This window comes from Hyphomonas sp. UBA3601, assembly GCF_002375605.1.
Taxonomy (GTDB): domain Bacteria; phylum Pseudomonadota; class Alphaproteobacteria; order Caulobacterales; family Hyphomonadaceae; genus Hyphomonas.
In genome coordinates, this window is record NZ_DFME01000025.1 from 1,732 (window position 1) to 22,622 (window position 20,891).

Sequence of the window (20,891 nt, forward strand, 5' to 3'; positions counted from 1 at the left end):
CGCGACAGGCAGGGTGTGTCACCGCCCCTCTTTGTCAGAGGAGCGGCACCAGATCAGGGGGCGTCGTTCATCACCTCGCTCATGTCATCAAACCCGGCGGCCACTTTCGGCTTCACCGAGCGGCCAATCACACTGACAAGATAGGCCGCGAGGCCTGACAGCAGGAAGCCGGGGATCATGGCATAGACAAGAGTTTCGAGCGGCACCGCACCGCCCTCAGCTGGCAGGAGCGGTACGTAGAGCCAGACCAGAACCGTAACCGCGCCAACAATCATACCAGCCAGCGCCCCATCACGCGTCAGATGGCGCCAAAACAGGCTAAGCAAAATGATCGGGCCAAAGGCCGAACCGAACCCGGCCCACGCATTTGATACAAGATCAAGAATGTTGCTGTTGGGATCGAAGGCGAGCGCGATGGCCACGAGGCTGACCACAACCGTCGCAATCCGGCCGATCATCACCAGCTCCGACTGCGAAGCCTCGCGCCGGAAAAAGGTCTTGTAGACATCTTCGGTGATCGAGCTGGAAGACACGAGCAGCTGCGAAGAGATCGTGCTCATGATCGCCGCGAGGATCGCCGCGAGCAGGAAGCCGGCGACGAGCGGATGGAAGATGATTTGCGACAGCAGGATGAAGATGGCTTCAGAGTCGGTCAGCTGCGCGCCGAGGTCATGTTGCTGGACATAAGCGACGCCCACGGCGCCGACAAAGACGGCTCCGATGACCGTAACGAGCATCCAACTCATGCCGATAATGCGAGCGGTCTTGATGTCCTTGAGTGACCGGATGGCCATGAAGCGCACAATGATGTGCGGCTGGCCGAAATAGCCAAGCCCCCAAGCGAGGAGGGAGACGAGGCCCACTACGGTCATACTCTCGGGCCACATGTCGAAAAACTGACTACGCGCCGGACCAACAGCTCCACTGTCAGCATCCACATACGAAGGCGCGCTTGTGATCGCACTTTCCATGCCGCTCCACCCACCAATCACGAAGTATGCGATAACGGGCACGAGGATGAGCGCGATGAACATGATGCAGCCTTGCACGAAGTCCGTCAGGCTGACCGCCAGAAAGCCCCCAACGACCGTATAGGCAAGCACGACGCCAGCGGTGACAAACAAGCCGAGCTGGTAGTTCAGGCCAAAGGCGGATTCAAAGAGCTTGCCGCCCGCGACGATGCCGGAAGAAGTATAGACGGTGAAGAAAACAATGATCACCAGCGCAGAGATGGTGCGCAAGGCGTGCGAGGAATCGTGAAAGCGCTTCTCGAAGAAGTCGGGAATGGTAATCGAGTCATCCGCCATTTCTGTATAGATACGCAAGCGTGGCGCGACAAATCGATAGTTGAGATACGCCCCGATTACCAAACCAACGGCAATCCAGGCTGCAGAAAAGCCGCTCACATAGATCGCACCGGGCAACCCCATCAACATCCAGCCACTCATATCAGAGGCCCCGGCAGACAAGGCACCGACAGCTGGGTGAAGATTGCGGCCGCCAAGCATGTATTCGGACACGTCGCTGGTAGACGTTTTGTAGGCATAAAGTCCGATGGCCATCATCAGGACGAAATACGTCCCAAGCGATATCAATTCGGGAACGCTGATTGTCATATATTTCTCGCTGTCCTCGTAAAATTACGGAAAAGCGCGCCCCCCGTGGCCGCGCGTATCATTTAGATCAAGGCCGGGTCTGGCCGTTGCCATGTACCAGATATTTGAAACTGGTCAGTTGCTCCAACCCCACCGGCCCACGCGCGTGCATCTTGCCCGTCGCAATGCCAATCTCGGCACCCATGCCAAACTCCCCGCCATCGGAGAATTGGGTTGAAGCATTGTGCATTACGACGGCGCTGTCGATGGAGGTCATGAAACGGCGGGCTGCATCGGCATTTTCGGTCAGGATGGCATCCGTGTGACCGGAGGAGTGCTCGCTCACAAAGTTGATCGCTTCCTGAAGTCCACCGACGATCTTCACCGATGCAATCGGGTCGAGATATTCGGTCGACCAATCTTCGTCGGTCGCTTCGACAAGATTGGGCGAAATACGACGTGCCTCAGTATCCCCGCGCAATTCGCAGCCTTCCATGATTTTGACCAAGCGCGGAATGACGATTTCGGCGATCGCCCGATCCACCACAATGCTCTCTGTCGCACCGCAGACGCCGGTGCGGCGCAGCTTGGCATTGCGAACAACGTCGAGGGACTTCTCGATATCCGCATCGGCATGGATGTAGCTGTGGCAGTTGCCATCAAGATGGAGCAGTGTCGGCACCTTGGCTTCGTCACGCACCAGCTCCACCAGACCGCGGCCGCCGCGCGGAATGACGAGATCTACATAGTCGACAGCATGCAGCAGCGCGGTTACGGCATTCCGGTCGGTGGTCTCAACCGTCTGAACGGCGCCTTTCGGCAGGCCAGCAGCTTCGAGCCCAGCCTGCATGCAGGCTACAATCTCGCGCGTTGAATTCTTGCTTTCCGAGCCGCCGCGCAGGATCACGGCATTGCCGGATTTCAGGCACAGCGCACTGGCATCGGCGCCGACGTTTGGACGAGATTCGTAGATCATCCCGATCACGCCAATTGGCACGGCCACGCGTTCAATGGTCAGGCCGTTGGGGCGCTCAGTGGTCGAGAGCAACCGCCCGACCGGGTCCGGCAACTCCGCAATCTGTTCCAGGGCGCTTGCCATCGCCTCGACCCGTTCGTCGGTAAGACGCAGTCGGTCGATGAAGGAGTCCGGTCGGCTGTCGCCGACACTGTCGACATCTTCCTTATTGGCGGCAAGAAGGTCCGCTTTTGCCTCACGCAATGCCTTGGCGGATGCGCGGAGAGCGTCATTTTTCTGCTCGGTCGTCGCCGTCAGCAATGCCTTTGCAGCGTCGCGGGCATTCTGGCCCAGACCGGAAATATATGCGTTCAAACGGGAATCCAATGTGGTCACGTTTCGTCCTTCATGGTTCTTGTTCAGGTGCCTAGCGCAGCTCGATTGCGCGCTTGTAGGCCGACTCGGTGGTGGCTTTCAGGAGATCTGACAACTTTCCGTCTCCATTCAGGGCCTTCAGGCCCGCTTCGGTCGTGCCATTCTTGCTGGTGACGGAATTGCGGAGATTTTCCGGATTGTCGCCGGTTTCAAGGATCATGCGGATCGAGCCATCCAGCGTGCCGAGCACAAGATCGCTGGCCTGTTCGTCACTGAAGCCTAGTTCCTTGGCCGCCTCGATATAGGCGCGGGCGATCTCGAAGACATATCCCGGACCGCTGCCAGCGACGGCGGTTACCCGGTCAATCTGGTCTTCATCATCTACCCAGACAGCCGTCCCGGCAGCCTGCATGAGGGTTTCGACAGTATCCCTTTGGTCGGCACTTGCCGCGCTGCTGGCGTAAAGGCCCGCAACGCCCGCCCCGATGGCAGATGGAAGGTTCGGCATGATCCGTATAACCGGATAGCCCGGCAGCGCAGTCTGCAGGCGCTGCACCGAACACCCCGCAGCGATCGACGCAACGGCCCCATCCGGATTGAGCACGTCCTTATAGGCCGGCAGTATCTCATCAACCATTTGCGGCTTGATCGCGACGATCAACAGATCAAACTTCTCGTCTCCAAGGGCGTTGATATCCTTGAATAGACGGGCACCTTCCACAGGTTGGTCCAAGAAAGGATCGACAATGGTGAATTCATCCTCCACCGCGCGCATCCACTGCGTCAGAAGCGCGCCGCCCATCTTTCCGCATCCAACGAGAAGTACCTTCATGCTATACTAGTCCTTTGCTCACCTGACCCGCGAGATAATGATATTTGTTTAGAATTCAAACCATCTATTACAGAAACTCAAGCTTTCGGCGGATGCCGCAAAATAGTCGAATTTCCCTGATTCGTGACTTTTCAGACTAGGTATTGAGACCTTGAAGAAAGTCTGAAGGTATTTTGTAAGCTAATTATTTGCATCGTAACCCAAACCTTCTTATGTCCGCCCCTAAGCAACCACCGGAGCCTAATTTGCCTTCCAAGAAACGCATCGTCGTGAAAATCGGATCGAGCCTACTTGCCAATCCAGACCTTCTCACACCGCGCTGGGCATTCATGCAACGGCTATTGGAAGACATCACCAAATTACGGAATGACGGCTACGAAGTTGTCCTGTGTTCGTCAGGTGCCGTGGCGCTCGGTTTGAACATGTTGAACGAGAAGCCGGAAACCGCCGGGCTGCGCGACAAACAGGCCGCTGCTGCGTGTGGCATGCCCCTGCTGCTGAACGCCTACAAACAAGTTGCCCATGAGTTTGGATTCGATATCGCACAGGTGCTCGTTACCCTTCAGGACATGGAAGAGCGCAAGCGTTTCTTGAACACCAAGAACACTGTTCACCGCCTGTTGCAGGGCGATATTCTGCCAATCGTGAACGAAAATGACTCGATCACGACCGAAGAAATCCGTGTGGGCGACAATGACCGCCTCGCCGCAAAAGTCGCCCAGATGATCCAGGCGGACCATCTGGTGATCCTCACCTGCATCGATGGCCTCTACGACAAGAACCCTGAAGAGCCAGGCGCCCAACTGGTCGAAGAAGTCCATGATGTCAGCGAGTATATCGCGGTTACGGAAGGCACCAGCAGTCTCGGTAGCGGCGGCATGCTCACCAAGATGCAGGCCGCAAACATGGCGCAGAATGCCGGATGCACGACCCTCATCGCGAATGGGGAACATGACGCGCCCGTGTCTTCAGTTCTCTATAATGAACGACCGCACACCAAATGCATCGCGCACACCAAGCCAGCTTCAGCTTGGGCGACGTGGCTGACTGATCGCCTTCAGATTGCCGGCAGTATCGTGATCCGTGACGAGTTGGCAAACACGCTGGCCGATAGCCCAGAACATGTCCTGCATGAAGACATCAAGTCAATTCAGGGTCAGTACCTCAAGGGTGACGTGATTCACGTTTATGACGAAAGCGGCGCGGAGATCGCGCGCGGCATGACCAACTTCTCGTCAGAAGAAACCATGGTACTCGCGCGTCATCCGGAAATTTCACCGAAAGAACTGCTCGGCTACCAAACTGGTGGCACGGTCATCAGTCGCGAAAATCTGATTGTCCTGGAAGATCGCCACCTCCTCTGGGACAAACCGGAAGAGGAAACAATGGTGGAAGTCTCCGAGAGCTGATCAGCCCTCTTTCTGCAAATCTCCAACCTCCAGGATCGGCGCCGCATCAAGGCTTCCCGCATTCATCATGGCAGCCAGCCGCTGCACCGATGAGATGAGCAGACTCTGCTCCCACAACTCCAGAGAGTCAAAACGCTTCAAGAACCCTTCCTGAAGCGCTTCCGGCGCATCTTCGAGGCTTCTGCGACCAGTCTCCGTAATCGAGACATCTACGGCGCGGCGGTCGGTTTCGTTCTTCTGCCGCTCGACGAGGCCCGCCGCCTCCAATCGATCCACGATGGAAGTGATCGTCGCTTGGGACAAATGCACTTCGCGGGCGATCTCCGATGGCTTGACCGATCCGGCACCGGACAAGGTCTGCAATACAATGAGTTGTGGCGCCGTGAGGCCGGTCGTTTTCGCCAATTGCTTGGAATTCAGATCGATCGCACGCGTAATCTGTCGAATTGCGGTCAGGAGGTCTTTGCGGTGGGCCATGCCCGCACCTAAAGAGACACTCGGCGCTGCGTCAATTCCCACAACTGTTCAGAAGGCCGGCTCGGGGTGGCCGAACAGCCAACGCTCGCATACAGAAATTGTGCAACAAGACTTATCTGAAGGATTAGAGCATGACTTCCCAACGCATCCGCATCGAGGTCAGTAATGGAATTGGCGAACTGATCCTGAACAAGCCCGAACGCCGCAACGCTCTGTCGAGTGATATGTGGGCAGCAATCCCCGGTATGGTGAAGCAGCTGGAGGCAGATCCCGAAGTGAAATGCGTCATCATTCATGGCGGAACAGCAGGCGCATTCGCGGCGGGCGCAGATATTTCGGAGTTCGAAACGATCTATGCCACGCCCGAAAGCGCAGAGCATTCGGCAAACCTGATTTCCGATGCGGTTACATGTCTCGCCCAATGCCCGAAGCCGATCATCGCTGCGATCACCGGCGCTTGCGTGGGTGGCGGCGTCGCACTTGCTCTGACGGCAGACATTCGCATCGCCAGCCCCGAAGCCAGGTTCGGCGTACCTCCGGCGAAGCTGGGGCTTGTGTATCCAGTGAACGATACACGGCGCTTGATAGAAACCGTTGGTATTCCTGCCGCCAAGGACATCTTGCTGACAGGTCGTTTGTTTGATTGCGACGAGGCCTATCGTATCGGTCTGGTTACACATATGGCAGAGTCCGCATCAGCCTTGGAATTGGCGCGAGAAACGGCGCGTCTGGTTTCAGCCAATTCACTCTGGTCACATAGCGCGATGAAGCGCACCTTCGATGCGATCAAGATGGGCTGGCGAGACGATAGTCCTGAAGCGAAAGCCCTGTTCCTGGAAAGCTTCGAGAATGAGGACTTCCAGGAAGGTTACAGGGCCTTCCTCGCAAAGCGCCCGGCCAAATTCAGCTGGCGCTGAGGGGGTTAGAACCCGCCCCCCACTGCGACGTAGAGATCAATGGCCGCAGCCAACCGGTCCCGACGCGCCTCGAGGGCACTTTGCGTTGCAGAATAATAGTTCTGTTGTGCAGACAAGAGACTCGTCAAATCGTCCGTGCCGACACGATATCGCAGTTCAGCGGAATCCAGTGCGCGGCGACTGGCAACGAGTGCAATCTGGAGCTGTTCTTCACGTTGGGCGCTGGTATTGATGGCAGACAGCGCAACATCAACATCGCGTAACGCGCTGAGAATGGCCTGCTCATAATTCGACAGCAACGCCTCCCTTCGCGCTTTGGCACTGTCGAGCTGAGCCTCCAGCGCTCCCCCAGAAAACACAGTCTGCGCAAGTGACGCCGAAAGACTGGCGGTCGGATCAGACATAGAGGTCAGGAGTGTCGTCACACCCGCGCCAAGATCGACACTTGGCAGCATGGCTGCTCTCGCAATCTGAACATTGGCCTGCGCCGCCCGCAAATCAGCCTCGGCCTGCAACAAGTCCGGGCGCCGCCCCAGAAGCTGAGATGGTAGGCCTGCTTCCGGTACTGGCAAGCCAGTCTCGTAAAGGTCTACGTCCGGCACTTCGAAATTTTGCGGCACCTGCCCGATAAGGATCGCAATCGCCGTCCGCAGAGAGAGTATCTGCTGCTCGATCTGCGGGAGTTGCGCACGCGAATTGGCCAATGCAGCTTCCTGGCTGGCAAAATCAAATCCGGAAATCTCGCCCGCATCGTACCTTACCCGCACGATTTCAAAGATACGCTCGGCAATTTCCAGATTGTCTTGCGCGACTTCAAACTGCTTACGCGCGACCTGAAGGTCAAAATAGTTCGCTGCCAGATCAGATGTAACACTCAGCTCAAGCGCTCTTTGCGCGAACTCAGCCGATTCGAGATTGGCCCCTGCCGCATCACGTGACGCTGCAACACTGCCAAACAGATCCAGCTGATAGCTAGCCGACAGGCGGGCACTGCGAGAAAAATCACTGAAGTCGGAATCACTGTCGGTGGAAACTGACGCCCCTGCTGAAACAGATGGCAAGGCGCTGGAATCGGCAACACGCAACGCAGCGCGTGCGGAGGTAACATTGGCAAGTCCAGCTTCAAGCGACTTGTTCCGCGTGAGTGCGGTGCTGACCAATGCGTTCAAGGATTCATCGCCGAAGGTTGACCACCAGAGCCCTGTGGCCGGCAATTCTGTTTCCGCTTGCATTGAGGTTTCATAGGACGCCGGAAGCTCAACCGAGGACAAAGGCGTATCGGACGATTGCGTTGCGGTACATCCTGCAAGGACGACAAGCAGACTGAGAGGAAGAAGAGGAATTCTGGTCATGATTACTCCGCCGCAAGGGCCCGGACCGGATCAAGCCGCGAGGCATTGCGCGCCGGCAGGAAGCCGAACACGAACCCGGTCAGGAAAGCTGTTGAAAAGGCGAGGATCGCGGGCATGGGCGTTACGGCAATGCTGGTGCCGAGATTGGCGAGAATTGCACAGATCGCGAAGCCCGTAAGAATACCGATCACACCGCCCAGCGCGCAGACCACGACGGCCTCCACAATGAATTGGACAAGAATATCAGACCGACGCGCCCCCGTCGCCATGCGCACACCGATCTCGCGCGTACGTTCTGATACGCTGACAAGCATGATGTTCATCACACCGATACCGCCGACGAGCAATGAGATAGAGGCAACCGCGCCTAGCAGGATCGAGAACGAATTCTGTGTCTCCTGAACGGACTCCAGGATCGATGCCGTATTCCGTATCCGAAAATCTTGTGTTCCGTGTCGTTGAAGCAGCAGCTCGTTTGCTTCAGTCTCCGTCGTCGAGATTACGTCCGTGTCTTCCACAGCGATGGTTATACTCGACAGGTAGGAACTGCCGAACACGCGCATCATCCCGGTTGTGATGGGAATAAGCGCGATATCATCCTGGTCACGGCCGAACGAGCTGGCGCCTTCTTCTTCAAGCACGCCGGCGACCTCAAATGGTGCGCCCGCAAGAAAGACATACTCACCGACGGCTTCCGAGACATTGTCGAACAATTCCCCCGCGGTCGTTGTGCCCAGCACAACCACACCTACGCGTCGGTCGACATCTTCTGCCGTGAAGAAAGAGCCGTATTCAATATTGCGGGTGTTGGCGAGCAACCAGTCTTCCGAAACACCCTCCACGGAGCCACGATGGTCATTGCTTCCTCGCCGCAATGTTGCAGATCCGGACCGCGATGGCACCGCAGCCAGGACATTGTTCAATTCGCCCAATCTCTCAGCATCTTCGAGTGAAAGGGTTGCAATGGCGTCACCGCGCATTCGCGCGCCCCGGTCACCCCCCGGCTGAACGAAGAGCAGGTTCGCACCCATGTCCTCGAACCGGGCCATAACCTCGCGCTGGCTACCTTGCCCGACCGCCAGCATTGCGACCACCGCCGCAACGCCGATCACCACGCCCAGCAAGGTCAGTGCGGTGCGAAACAGGTTTGCTCGTAACGACCGGAAGGCCGTCTTGATGGATTCCGTAAGCTGAAGAAAGAAGGAGGGGGAGGATTTCACGGCGCGTTGCTCAAACGACTCCAGAGACCGTTCTACTGAACCGGAATCGGAAATGATTTTGCCGTCGCGAATTTCAATCGTGCGGTCTGCGCGTTCAGCGACTTCCTGGTCATGGGTAATCAGGATGACTGTGCGGCCGGAGCGATGCAGCTCTTCCAGCAATTCCAGAAGTTCTTCACTCGTGCCGGAATCGAGCGCTCCCGTCGGCTCATCCGCAAGGATGACTTCGGCATCATTCATCAGAGCTCGGGCAACAGCCACACGTTGCTGCTGTCCCCCGGACAATTGACCGGGGCGACTTTTCTCGCGCCCGCCAAGGCCAAGCCGACCGAGCAATTCCTGTGCGCGGGCCTTCCGTTCCGATTGGCGAACCCCGGCATAGACCGCAGGTATCTCCACGTTCTCCGATGCGCTGACATTGGCGAGGAGATTATAGCGCTGAAACACAAAGCCGAATGTCCGCCTGCGCAAGGAGGCCAGTGCATCGGCGTCCATCTCGGACACATCCTGCCCATGAATGCGGTAGGTTCCGGAAGTCGGGTGGTCGAGACAACCAAGCAAGTTCATCAAAGTCGACTTACCGGAACCCGACTGTCCGACAATTGCAACGAACTCGCCTTCGCGAATGGTCAGGTCGACGCCATCAAGGGCGCGGACCTCTGCGTCACCCCGTCCGTAGACGCGCTTTATGTCCTGCAAATGCAGCAAGGGTTCTGACATGATCTGGCGTCCTAAACCGGGGGTGGACCCATAGGCCGTGGCCGGTCATTTCCGGCACGCTCGGTCGCCTGTTTCGGACGAATGCTCACTTGCCCGGTCACGACCTCATCACCCTCAGACAAGCCGAACAATATCTCGGCACTTGTACGCGTCTGAAGACCAACCAAAACAGGCTGAGGGACAGCTTCGCCATTCGCATCCATTTTCAGAACCATACCCATTTCTGCGTCGGGATATTGCGCGCGTGCCTCACGGATAGCCTGGCCTCTGCCGTCGCCAACACGATCACCCTGGGCGGCTCCGCGTTCAGGTTGCGCAGGACGCCTGGCTTGTGCGCTCTCCGGGCGCTCGGGACGTGACTGCAAGGCCGTTACCGGGATCAGGACGGCATCTTCGGCCTGCCCCAGAATGAAGAAGACCTGAGCGGTCATATCACTTCGCAAAATTCCGTCGGGGTTCTCAATATCGAGCAGCGCCTTGTAGAGCACGACGTCATTGACAACTTCGGGCGTGGGAAGGACCTGACGAACTTCGGTTTGCCACTTGTGATCAGAATCGCCCAGCGTGGTGAACCAAGCTTGCTGCCCCTTTGATACGCGCAACACATCTGCTTCGGAGACATCAGCCTCCACGGTCATTATACCGAGATCCGCGATGGTCATGATGACGGGTGCGGTCTGGTTCGCATTGAGGGTCTGGCCCTCGGATGCACTGAGCGAGACGACTGTACCAGCCATCGGAGCGTAAATCTTTGTAAATTCCAGATTGGCTTCATCGGCACGGAGGCTGGAGGTCTGCTGCGCGATCTGCGCATTGATGGCGTCGAGCTTCCCTTCCGCGATCTCCAATTCCGATACCGTGGCCTCATAGTCAGCGCGCGCAATGGCATCGGCCTCAAACAGCATATGGGCGCGTTCAGACTCGGCCCTTGCAAGTTTCAGAGAAGCCGCCTGTTGACGTTTCGAGGCATATAGCGAGTTTAACTGAGCTTGTTGGGCTTCGACCGTGTTCTGTGCAATCGTGGCATCGATCTGCGCAAGGAGTTGGCCCTTCTCGACCTCGTCGCCGACATCAACGAACAACTCTTCCAATTGACCCGAGACCTGTGCGCCAACCTCAACCATCTCCTTTGGCACAAGAGTACCTGCTGCCGAGATCGTAACTTCAATATCACCCGTGCGTGCGGCCGATGTTTCATAAGTCGGCGTTGTGGAGTTCGCCAAGTTTGACTTCGCAAACCATACGGCACCGCCTGCTGCCAATACGACAATAATCGCGATGATCCAACGGGATCGTTTCCCAAAAACTCTCATTCTTGTCTCTTTCCAGCAATTCTGGCTGTGAACATGTTCCCGGGTTAAACGACCCAAGTTTCAAATTCCGTCGCGAAGACCGGCATTTTATTGCACTTTCCAGCAAACCCGGCTCAAGCCCGCTCCTTCACCACAGCTTTGTCACCAGAATGTTGCAGATCATTTGCTTGCGCATGAATCCTGAAAGCGGAAGACGACAGCAATGTCCCGCCAATTATGTCAGGCTGACAAACTCTCGCTGACAAGCCGCACATTTCGGCAAAGTTCAGACAAGACGCTCCCGTAACGCATTGGGACAGGTCGATCTGGAGCGCGCCAACATGAACATTTTTTCATTAAATAACAATCATTTAAGGATGCACGCTTCCGGTCCACAGGCATCCGCTCCTGAGGTGGTTGCACGTGGACTGATTATTGTTCTGGGTATGGCTACGGCCCTCCCTGCATGGGCCGTCGAAATCGAGGAATCCACCGTCGCCCCCGTCGAGACCTCCACCGCGAATGACGGACAGCCCGACGACATTACAATCACTGAAGATGGGGAAATTGATCTCAGCGACCTGCCAGGTACCACCGCGATTACGGTCGACTCCGACAATACCATCACCAATGATGGCGAAATTCTCGCAGAAGACACCGACTACGTCACCGCTATTGCTGTCCGAACGGGTACGACGACAGGCATCACCCACACGGGTTCCATCGAATTGTCGGAAGACTATGACCGGGAAGACGAAGACGATGATGACGATGTGGACGGGCCACTCGCCATCGGGACGAACCGCGTGGGCATCGACGTCGAGAATGGTGGCACGATCACAGGTAATATCCTGCTCGATCATGGCTCCACGCTATACATAGAAGGCAATGATTCAGCGGGCGTACGCATCGGATCCGCGCTCGATGGCGATTACACGCAACAGGGCACAATTTCGGTTATCGGCGACAACGCCCTGGGTCTGAGCCTCGAAGATGACGTCGCCAGTGATGTATTGATCAGCGGCGCCATTACGGTTCAGGGTGAGAATGCGTCAGCTGTCACGATTGATGGGGATGTCTCCGGCAATGTGACGATTGAGAGTTCAATCAGCTCGACCGGCTTCACCAGCACCAGTTCTTCCAACTATATCGCGCCCGTCTATATCGATGACGATACTGAAGCGGTGGAGGATCGCCGCGATGCCGACGACCTTTACGACAATGCGAACGGCGTCCGCATCACGGGCAGTCTCGGACAAGGCCTGTTGATCAATGGCGCGGTCGACGACTTCACATCCGAAGAGGATGAGGATGACGAAACAAAGGATACGGTCGACGATTTCGATGAGAATCGAACTGCTGGAAGAATCTACAGTTATGGTTCAGCCCCGGCGCTCGCCATCGAAGCCAACGCTGGCGAAAACGTAGTCTTCTCGAGCGTCGTAGAAACCGTTCGCGATACCACCGATGATGATGATGACGATGACGTAGATGAAGTACTCGCCACGTTTTCTTTTGATCAGGGCCTCATCAATCGTGGGACGATTTATGCCAGTGGCGTGAATATCGGATTCGATGCGACGGCGCTCTCCATATCCGGATCAGAAGACGGAACCGGAACGGTTACAATTGATGGCGGCATCCTGAATTCCGGCACAATTCAAGGAACCGCCTACGAGGCTTCCGCCGTAGGCCTTCTGCTCGGCAACGGCACAGCAATCGGCACTCTCGAAAACTCCGGATCCATCGCCGCAACGACCTATACGTTAACGGACGACACCGCCAAAGCGTTGTTCATTTCCAATGGAAGTACGCTGGAAGCGATCCTGAATAGTGGATCCATCACCGCTTCATCAAATGGCTATGGTGGCGCAGCAACGGCGATCACCGATGAAAGTGATACGCTAAGATACATAACCAATACCGGCGCGATATCAGGCCTACTCATTTCAGACGGACGGGAAGATTCGGAAACAGGATCGTCCATCGCCATTGACCTGTCCGCACAAACGGCTGGCGCAACCATTATCCAGTATCAGGAAACTCCCACTGAAGATGTGAACGGCGATGACGAAATCGATGAAGACGATGTGACCGAACCTACAATCTATGGCGACGTCCGGTTCGGAACCGGCGATGACATACTGCAAATTCTGGACGGGGGTCTGGCAGGCGACATCTACTTTGGTGCCGGCGCCGCAACTTTTGACCTATCGGATGCCGAGTTTCTGGGAGACACCTATTTCGAGGGCGACACACTCAGCCTGTATATCGAGGAGAGTGAGATCGAGGGAGATTTCGACTTCGGCTCTGCGAGTGGAACGATCGACTTCCTGTCTTCATCGTTGCTCACGGGTAATCTGACGAGCGATGCTTACAGACTGGCCGCGACAATTTCAGATTCTGAAATTGTTCTGCTTGAAGACACGTCCTTGCAGCTTGCCTCCCTCTCCGTCACGGATGGTTCAACACTTGAATTCGAAATTGATCCTCAGAACCTGCGGACCACAGCCTTTCTGTCAGTTTCGGGAACCGCAGCACTGGGCAGCGATACTCTGGTACGCCCAACACTTACGTCATTCATCGACGGTGATTTTGCCGTCACACTGATCGAAGCGGGTACACTGATATACGACGAGGAAACCGCTGAGTTATCGACCGAAAATATACCGTGGATATACAACGTATCACTGGAGACAGAGACGTCTGATACAGACAAACTCAATCTCGACTTTCGCCTCAAGACTGCCGAGGAACTCAGTCTCGACACGAACCAGTCCCGCGCCCTCTCCGCTATACTCAATGTTGCCACAAGTGACGATGATGTCGGATCTGCCATCACGCAGCTTTCGACCGAACATGACTTTCTAGAGGCCTACAATTTGCTGCTGCCTCAGCGCACTGATGCCGCAACGCGCTATCTGGAATCCCAGTCGAACGCCGCTTTTGGCGCGTTGAGAAGCCATCTGGAGTTCACCCGTAGCTCCAGTGAATCCGGAAATGGAGCATGGGTGCAGGAAACCTATTCCCATGTCAGCTATGATGGGTCTGACGATGGGCCGGGATATGATGGCCGCGGCCTTGGCATCGCTCTGGGGTATGATCGCTCGCTGCTAGGCATAGATGCAATCGGCATCATGGGTACGATGAGCGACGGCAAGTTTGAGGAAAAAACTGGCGGCGAAAATCCTGTGACCATGAAAAGTCTGGGTGTCGGGGTGTATGCGACGGAGCAGATCGGGCGCGTAAACCTTCAGGCCGTTGGCCAGATCGCGAAGGTCGACCATTCCAGCTATAGAGAAATCGAGTTCGACGAGTATGTTTCAGAGGTCAGCGGCACATGGGACGGGATGACCACCGCGGCTTCACTCTTGGCATCAACCGAATTCGGGTCCGGGGCGTTCAGGATGACGCCATCAATTGGTCTGGACTACTTCAAACTTGATCAGGACGGATATTCAGAAACGGCATCAAACGGATTGAACCTATGGGTCAGCGACGCCAGCACAGACCGTGTCACCGCTGATGCCGGAATTGGCTTTGCCTATGTCTGGCGGGAAGGCGCAGACTCGTCTCGCACGGGTCCGGCCTATACCAGTTACAACAATTCCAATCGCTACCGTCCCATGGTTCGGGCTGGATTGGATATTGGCTATCGCTCCACGTTGTCTTCGACACCTTACGAAGTCGACGCTGGATTTGTCGGCTATGAGGACCGTTTTACACTCAGCGCCACCGAGGTGTTTGAAGATGCCGCCACGGTGGGACTCTCGCTACTGGCGGGGTCCGAACTCCTGAAAATTCGGTTTGGCGTGGATGGTGAGTTTTCAACCGACTCAACCGCCCTGACGGCCAACGCCGCCGTCAAACTCCGCTTCTGATCTCTCAGACACCATTTCTCTCTTCTGGATGCCGACTTCATGAGCCACAAAAACAAAACACTCGCGCTCTCCCTGATCCTCTCTGCGCTCGCCGCTTCGCTGCAACCGACGGCGCTTGCGCAGGTGGGCGCAGAAGACAGCACAGGAAACATCGAAGCCATCATTATCAATGGCAACCAGCGGATCGAAGACCGAACCGTGATGTCCTACCTTCTAGTCGAACCTGGCTCACCTTTTGACGCGAACCGTATCGACCTTTCCCTCAAATCCCTCTTCGCAACCGGCCTCTTTGCTGATGCAAATTTTGACCGGGTCGGGAACCAGCTCATCATTACATTGGTCGAAAACCCAATTGTAAATCGGGTCATGATTGAAGGCAGCAAATCGCTCGGGGAAGAAAAGATCCGCGAAGAAATCCAGATATCGCCGCGCGGCGTATTCACCGCCGCTCGCGTGCAGGCAGACGTACAGCGCGTGATGGAACTCTACCGCCAATCCGGCCGGTTCGCGGCGAAAGTCACGCCCGAATATGTGCCGCTCGATCAGAACCGTGTGGATGTGGTCTTCTCGATTACAGAGGGACCTGTGTCTGGTGTACGAGCGATCAACTTCCTGGGAAATGAAACGTATTCAGACGACCGTCTTCGGTCGGAGATTGTCACCCGTCAATCACGTTGGTGGCAGTTCTTCTCATCAAACGACAATTATGACCCAGGTCGCTTGGAATATGACCGCGAATTGCTTCGTCAGTTTTACCAGAACAAGGGGTATTACGACTTCCGCGTAGAGTCGGCCGTGGCAGAACTAACGCCTGATCAGAAGGATTTCTACATTACCTATACAATCGACGAGGGCGAGATTTATCGCTTCGGCGAGATCAATGTCGAAACCGAGCTGGAAAAGCTCAACACGGACGCCTTGAAAGCGTCACTGGTAGCGCGATCCGGTGACCTGTTCCGAGGCGACACAATTGAAAACTCAATTGATGGCCTGACCTATGTCGCCGGGATCGGAGGTTATGCCTTTATTGATGTGCGCCCTGAAATCTCCGCCGATCTCGAAACGCATACGGTCAACGTGACCTTTCATGTCAATGAAGGTCCGCGTGTTTACATCAACCGCATCAATATTGTCGGTAATACCCAAACGCTCGATCGCGTGATCCGGCGGGAATTGCGCGTGACTGAAGGTGATGCCTTCAACCGCATCTTGCTGGATCGCTCGCGCAACCGCGCACGGGCCCTTGGCTACTTCAAAGACGTCGAAGTTACTGAGGTTCCCACCGCGGACCCTGACCAAATTGACGTGAATGTAAAAGTCACTGAGCAGCCCACTGGCGAGATGAGTTTCTCAGCTGGCTTCTCATCCTCAGAATCTTTCCTCGTAGATGTCAGCGTGGCACAGCGCAATGTGCTCGGGCGCGGGCAATCCGCGTCTGCTCGCCTGTCCACATCCAGCCTGCAGCAAATTGTGGACTTGCAGTATACGGAGCCACGTTTCCTAGACCGTGACATGTCCGCAGGTGTGAGTGCGTTTGCTACCCGCCTCGATTATTCTGACACCGATCTTGGCGGCTATACGACTGAATCTGTAGGTGTCAGCGGGCAGCTAGGTTTCCCCTTGTCAGACCGGCTGCAACTTGGCTTGAAATATACGTTGCAAAACGACAAAATCGACGTCGTCGATCAGAGCATCGTGATTGCCTCGGACAGCGGCGAACGCCTGACAACCGAATACACTGTAGATGACAATGACACCCCGGGAGACACAAGCGATGATGTCGTGGGTGTCGCCTTTCTCACCGCTGATGACGTACCATTGCCTGATGGATCGCTGATCGTGGACGTATGCGATGCGCGCTATCTCAACAGATACTCGCTTTGCTCAAGTGAACGATCAGAAATCTCCTCGATCGTCGGGTACAATCTCCTCTTGGACATGAAGAATGACCCTATTGACCCCACTGGCGGGTTCGACCTGCTGTTTGGTCAAGACGTTGCTGGCCTGGGCGGGGACGTGAATTTCATTCGCACCAACGCATCGATGAATATCTATCAAGGCATCACGAAGGGCATAACGGCCAGTTTGCGTCTTTCGGGTGGATACATCGAACCCTATGGCACGAGCGACGCGGAATCCGAATACGGACAAACCACTCCCCAAGGCGTACGTATCAATAATCGCTTTTTCAAGGGCGGCAACAGCTTCCGCGGGTTTGATACGGCAGGTCTCGGGCCGCGCATTGTGCAAATCATCCAAAATGATGACGGCACAGAAACAGTGAAGCGTCTCAACGCCCTGGGCGGCAACGCGTTCTACCAATCCAGCCTCGACATCTCGATGCCAAACTATCTGCCGGAAGAATACGGCATCAAGACGGGTCTGTTCCTGGAAGCCGGCGCGGTTGGCTTGTTGAGCGACATAGACAAGAGCGACCCGGTCGAGTTCACGGATACTTTTGGCCGTGATGCCGTCCAGTTGATTGAAGACGACTTGTCCTTGCGCGCATCTACAGGCCTCAGCGTCTATTGGACATCCCCTTTCGGCCCAATTCGCTTCGACTTCAGCCATATCCTCAAGAGCGAAGAGTACGACCGCACGGAGTCCTTCCGTTTCAGCACTTCCACCCGGTTCTGATAGCGTGTCAGCCAGCGGCCTTCAGAGGCAAGGTCACCGTTACGAGCAGCCCCCCGGTTGGTGGGTTCGACAAATCGATGTGCCCACTATGGGCTTCAATCAGATTCTTCGCGATATGAAGTCCGAGCCCATGCCCGCCGGTCTCGCGATTGCGTGACTGTTCCAATCGAACAAGGGGTTCGAACACACGCTCCAGAGCATCTTCCGGGATTCCCGGACCTGTGTCCTGGATCGTCACAATAGCCTTGCCGGCTTGTTCACTGAGACAAACGTGCGCCATGTCTCCATAACGCACCGCATTTTCAATCAAGTTGCGCAAGGCGCGTGTCAGTTCATCTGATCGACCCATGACAATCGGGCGTACATCGATTTCATTGAACGAGACAGAGAGGCCCAGATCCCGCAAGTCTTCGATAAGGCTGTCGACCAACGAATACATGTCCAGCGGCTGGAAAGGCTCATCTGACTGGCCAGCCGTCGCCGCAGCAAGTGCGGCTTCTGTGATACGCTCCAACTCTGCCAGAGCACGACTCATCCGCTCGCGCTCACTCGCATCTGATAGCATCTCAACCTTCAGTTTCAATGAGGTAATGGGTGTCCGCAAATCATGACCAATTGCTGCGAGCAGCTGGCGTTGGCCAGCCACTGTGGTCTCGAGGCGGCGGCCCATGCGATTGAAAGCACGCAGCGATTCGCGCACGTCATACGGACCTTGCTCGACCAGCGGCTCATGCTTGTAGTCGGACGCCAGCGTATTCGCGGCCTTCGCCATTTGCCTCAATGGATTGATCGCATTCAGGGCGGCCCATATGCCGATGCCAACCATCAGCACGATGAGCATGACGGCCGCCAGGAGAGGTGGACGCGGCTCTTTCACACTGATGTTCTCGGTTCTTATGTTTATCCAATTGCCATTCGCGATCTCGAGAGACACTCTTGCGCGCTGCTGGCTGGCAGATCTCCCACGCTCTGACGGCGGAGGCCTCAAACTCATTGGCCCGGGACGGCCCGGTTCTTCATCCATGAACCTGTCCGGTCGACCGGGAGGACCTGCGAGCCTGTCCCGATCACCCCACCCACTCAGGGAAATACCAATCGGCGTATCCTGCGCTAGCCCAAGATTTTCAAGAACACGTTCGGCTAGCCCCCAGGAGAAAGGCTCAATATAGGGATATTCTGACAGCGAGTAATCGGTTATTTGAAGACGCTCCAGCTCTTTGTCGGAGAGTGAATCGGGCCAATCCTTCGCCTGCAATTCCTCCAAGGCGACCGTCGCAACATGCAGCGCCGTACGTGGCTGGAGGCGTTGCGATGAAATGCTGAATTCCACAATGAAATACGCCAGTAGAAATGTAGACAGCAGAGCCGCTGTCACCAGGATTACAATCCGTGTAAGAAGCGTATCAAGCCTTGCCAGCATCACAGTTTCTTCACATCAGCTGCAAAGACATACCCCCCGCCCCAGACGGTCTGGACGATATCCGGATTCTTGGGGTCACGTTCGACCTTTTTCCGAAATCGACTCACCTGACTGTCGACACTGCGGTCGAACACATCTGCGCCTTCGGCATGAGACAGTTCCACGATCCGTTCACGCGACAGCACGATCTGTGGTCGGGCTATAAAGATCATCAATAATTGGAATTCGCCGGTGCTTAAGGAGACGATCACGCCATCATCGCGGGTCATTGTGCGTTTCGCCGTATCCAGCGTCCAACGGTCAAACTCAAAATAGCGCGTTTTCTCAGGCGTCATTTCTCTTTCGCGACCATTCGCGCGTCGCAGGACCGACCGCACACGCGCAAGCAGTTCCCGCGGGTTGAATGGCTTGCACACATAATCATCTGCGCCGACTTCCAAGCCGACAATCCGGTCGATCTCATCAGTTCTCGCGCTGATGAAAACGATCGGAATTGCGGTGAGCCGAACGATCGAGCGACAAAGACTGATCCCGTCCTCGCCCGGCATCATGACGTCCAACAGGATGAGGTCTGGTTCTTCAGAATGAATCGCCCGGCGCGCAGCGGGGGCATTTTCAGCCGTCGACACGCGATAGCCGTTTTCCGTGAGATAGGATTTCAAATCTTCCCGAATATCGCGGTCATCATCGATGACTAGAATGTGTTCGGGTGTCGTGGTCTCTGGATCAGGCATCTCCGCAGTCTCCTGAATATGTATCGTCGATCTGATGATTACAAATAGGATAAACTTGTTGCCAAGGTGTGTCGTGACTGCAGTTAAACTGCGCTTCGAACCCCACCGCTCCGGATCATCCCGAATTGCTGGTGTCGCCACCGAAAACCCATACCTTTCAAGTCGGTAATGTCATGTTGCAGACTGCCATATATTGCCATCACTTTCGTCCTAACCGGCATATCCTCTCAACATGGCTGAGGCATCTTGTTCTCATCGACGCAGGGAAACTTCCCGGCACTTCGTCCCCAGAGACTGCATCAAGAGCACTCAATATGCCTAGTTCCACCCCCTATTCCGGTCGCTCTGAAGAGAAAGTCTCGATCTCAATCACCGAAATCATCGCATCCACCAGGACAGTCCCCGTCCGCTCCTTGAACACCGAGCCTCCCTTTGGGTGCCAAGACCGATGCGATGAGAGGGAGGTGTCACACCCCCCCTACGTCTCACCCTGTGACACCTCCCTCACCCCCTTCTCTTCCCGTTGCAAACGGCTGTCAGGAGCAATGAAAGTCACAGTCCTGATGATTGCTGGACTGTCCTTGGTGGTCGCATGCACATCCTCCCCGCGCAAGGGGCCAGGAGCCAGCGGTCGCGATGGCGGAGACCTCGCACGCCCGGCTCGGTCGCAAGGCCTGTCTGCCCCACCAGTGGCACTGCTTTTCGTCAGCATGGACAGTAATCACGATCACTTCGTATCACGCGAAGAAGTTGATAATGGTATTGATCTCGAATGGCGCGCCTTGGCGGGGCCTGATCGGGTACATCAATCTGCGGTGCAGATGTCAAATTGGGCAGCTGAGACCCTTGGCGACCTGAATGCACTCCCCAGCCCTATCGCCTTCGACAGCAATCTGGATGGAACCATCACGGCCTCGGAATTCCGAATACGGCTTATCGATATATTCGGTCGGATCGATAAAAACCGAGATGGGCTTCTATCACGCGCAGAATTTCTGACAGCGCCGCGCGCAGTCGATTCCAACGAACCCACCATGCCGCGAGATAGCCAGCGCCGCGGACCTCCTCCCGGACG

Annotated in this window: 14 protein-coding genes; 5 read left to right on the forward strand and 9 right to left on the reverse strand. The window is 55.9% G+C overall.

Annotated elements, in window-relative coordinates:
- Window positions 1-53: 53 nt before the first annotated feature.
- From putP to proC, 3 genes are all read right to left on the reverse strand, one after another.
- Window positions 54-1,616: a sodium/proline symporter PutP gene (gene putP / locus B4F73_RS02505; RefSeq protein WP_034811400.1), complete on the reverse strand. Its 1,563-nt coding sequence runs from the start codon at window positions 1,614-1,616 to the stop codon at window positions 54-56.
- 67 nt (window positions 1,617-1,683) lie between these two features.
- Window positions 1,684-2,937, reverse strand: a complete 1,254-nt coding sequence (locus tag B4F73_RS02510; protein ID WP_349679531.1) for a glutamate-5-semialdehyde dehydrogenase — start codon at window positions 2,935-2,937, stop codon at window positions 1,684-1,686.
- Window positions 2,938-2,977: 40 nt separating this feature from the next.
- A complete protein-coding gene (proC, locus tag B4F73_RS02515; RefSeq protein ID WP_290479420.1) occupies window positions 2,978-3,757 on the reverse strand; it encodes a pyrroline-5-carboxylate reductase in 780 nt (259 codons plus the stop codon).
- 245 nt (window positions 3,758-4,002) lie between these two features.
- Between proC and proB the strand changes: the two genes are divergently transcribed.
- Window positions 4,003-5,166: a glutamate 5-kinase gene (gene proB, locus B4F73_RS02520; protein WP_290479419.1), complete on the forward strand. Its 1,164-nt coding sequence runs from the start codon at window positions 4,003-4,005 to the stop codon at window positions 5,164-5,166.
- Here proB and B4F73_RS02525 read toward each other — a convergent pair whose 3' ends face one another.
- Window positions 5,167-5,643 carry a MarR family winged helix-turn-helix transcriptional regulator gene (locus B4F73_RS02525; RefSeq protein WP_034811382.1) on the reverse strand — a complete coding sequence of 159 codons (477 nt, stop codon included), beginning with the start codon at window positions 5,641-5,643 and terminating at the stop codon, window positions 5,167-5,169.
- Window positions 5,644-5,774: 131 nt separating this feature from the next.
- Here B4F73_RS02525 and B4F73_RS02530 point away from each other — a divergent pair, with 131 nt between their 5' ends.
- The gene (locus B4F73_RS02530) at window positions 5,775-6,560 is read left to right on the forward strand and encodes an enoyl-CoA hydratase/isomerase family protein (RefSeq protein WP_290482432.1); all 786 of its coding nucleotides are present in this window, start codon (window positions 5,775-5,777) and stop codon (window positions 6,558-6,560) included.
- Between the two features lie 5 nt (window positions 6,561-6,565).
- Here the strand turns inward: B4F73_RS02530 and B4F73_RS02535 are convergent, their stop codons facing one another.
- From B4F73_RS02535 to B4F73_RS02545, 3 genes are read right to left on the reverse strand one after another with little or no spacing between them, the layout of a single operon-like run.
- A complete protein-coding gene (locus B4F73_RS02535) occupies window positions 6,566-7,912 on the reverse strand; it encodes an efflux transporter outer membrane subunit (protein ID WP_206990904.1) in 1,347 nt (448 codons plus the stop codon).
- A gap of 2 nt (window positions 7,913-7,914) precedes the next feature.
- A complete protein-coding gene (locus tag B4F73_RS02540) occupies window positions 7,915-9,852 on the reverse strand; it encodes a MacB family efflux pump subunit (protein WP_290482433.1) in 1,938 nt (645 codons plus the stop codon).
- An 11-nt stretch (window positions 9,853-9,863) separates the two neighbouring features.
- The gene (locus B4F73_RS02545; protein ID WP_290482434.1) at window positions 9,864-11,165 is read right to left on the reverse strand and encodes an efflux RND transporter periplasmic adaptor subunit; all 1,302 of its coding nucleotides are present in this window, start codon (window positions 11,163-11,165) and stop codon (window positions 9,864-9,866) included.
- Between the two features lie 425 nt (window positions 11,166-11,590).
- On the opposite strand from B4F73_RS02545, the gene B4F73_RS02550 reads away from it, so the two are divergent.
- The gene (locus B4F73_RS02550; RefSeq protein ID WP_290482435.1) at window positions 11,591-15,025 is read left to right on the forward strand and encodes an autotransporter outer membrane beta-barrel domain-containing protein; all 3,435 of its coding nucleotides are present in this window, start codon (window positions 11,591-11,593) and stop codon (window positions 15,023-15,025) included.
- Between the two features lie 39 nt (window positions 15,026-15,064).
- The gene (gene bamA / locus B4F73_RS02555; RefSeq protein ID WP_290482436.1) at window positions 15,065-17,662 is read left to right on the forward strand and encodes an outer membrane protein assembly factor BamA; all 2,598 of its coding nucleotides are present in this window, start codon (window positions 15,065-15,067) and stop codon (window positions 17,660-17,662) included.
- A 7-nt stretch (window positions 17,663-17,669) separates the two neighbouring features.
- Here the strand turns inward: bamA and B4F73_RS02560 are convergent, their stop codons facing one another.
- On the reverse strand, window positions 17,670-19,082 hold the full coding sequence (locus B4F73_RS02560; protein ID WP_206990909.1) for a sensor histidine kinase: 1,413 nt from the start codon (window positions 19,080-19,082) through the stop codon (window positions 17,670-17,672).
- Window positions 19,082-19,816 carry a response regulator gene (locus B4F73_RS02565; protein WP_206990910.1) on the reverse strand — a complete coding sequence of 245 codons (735 nt, stop codon included), beginning with the start codon at window positions 19,814-19,816 and terminating at the stop codon, window positions 19,082-19,084. Before B4F73_RS02565 ends, B4F73_RS02560 begins: the two co-directional genes overlap by 1 nt.
- A 689-nt stretch (window positions 19,817-20,505) precedes the next feature.
- Here B4F73_RS02565 and B4F73_RS02570 point away from each other — a divergent pair.
- Window positions 20,506-20,891: hypothetical protein (locus tag B4F73_RS02570; RefSeq protein WP_349679530.1), on the forward strand; the 386-nt coding region annotated here is incomplete at its 3' end.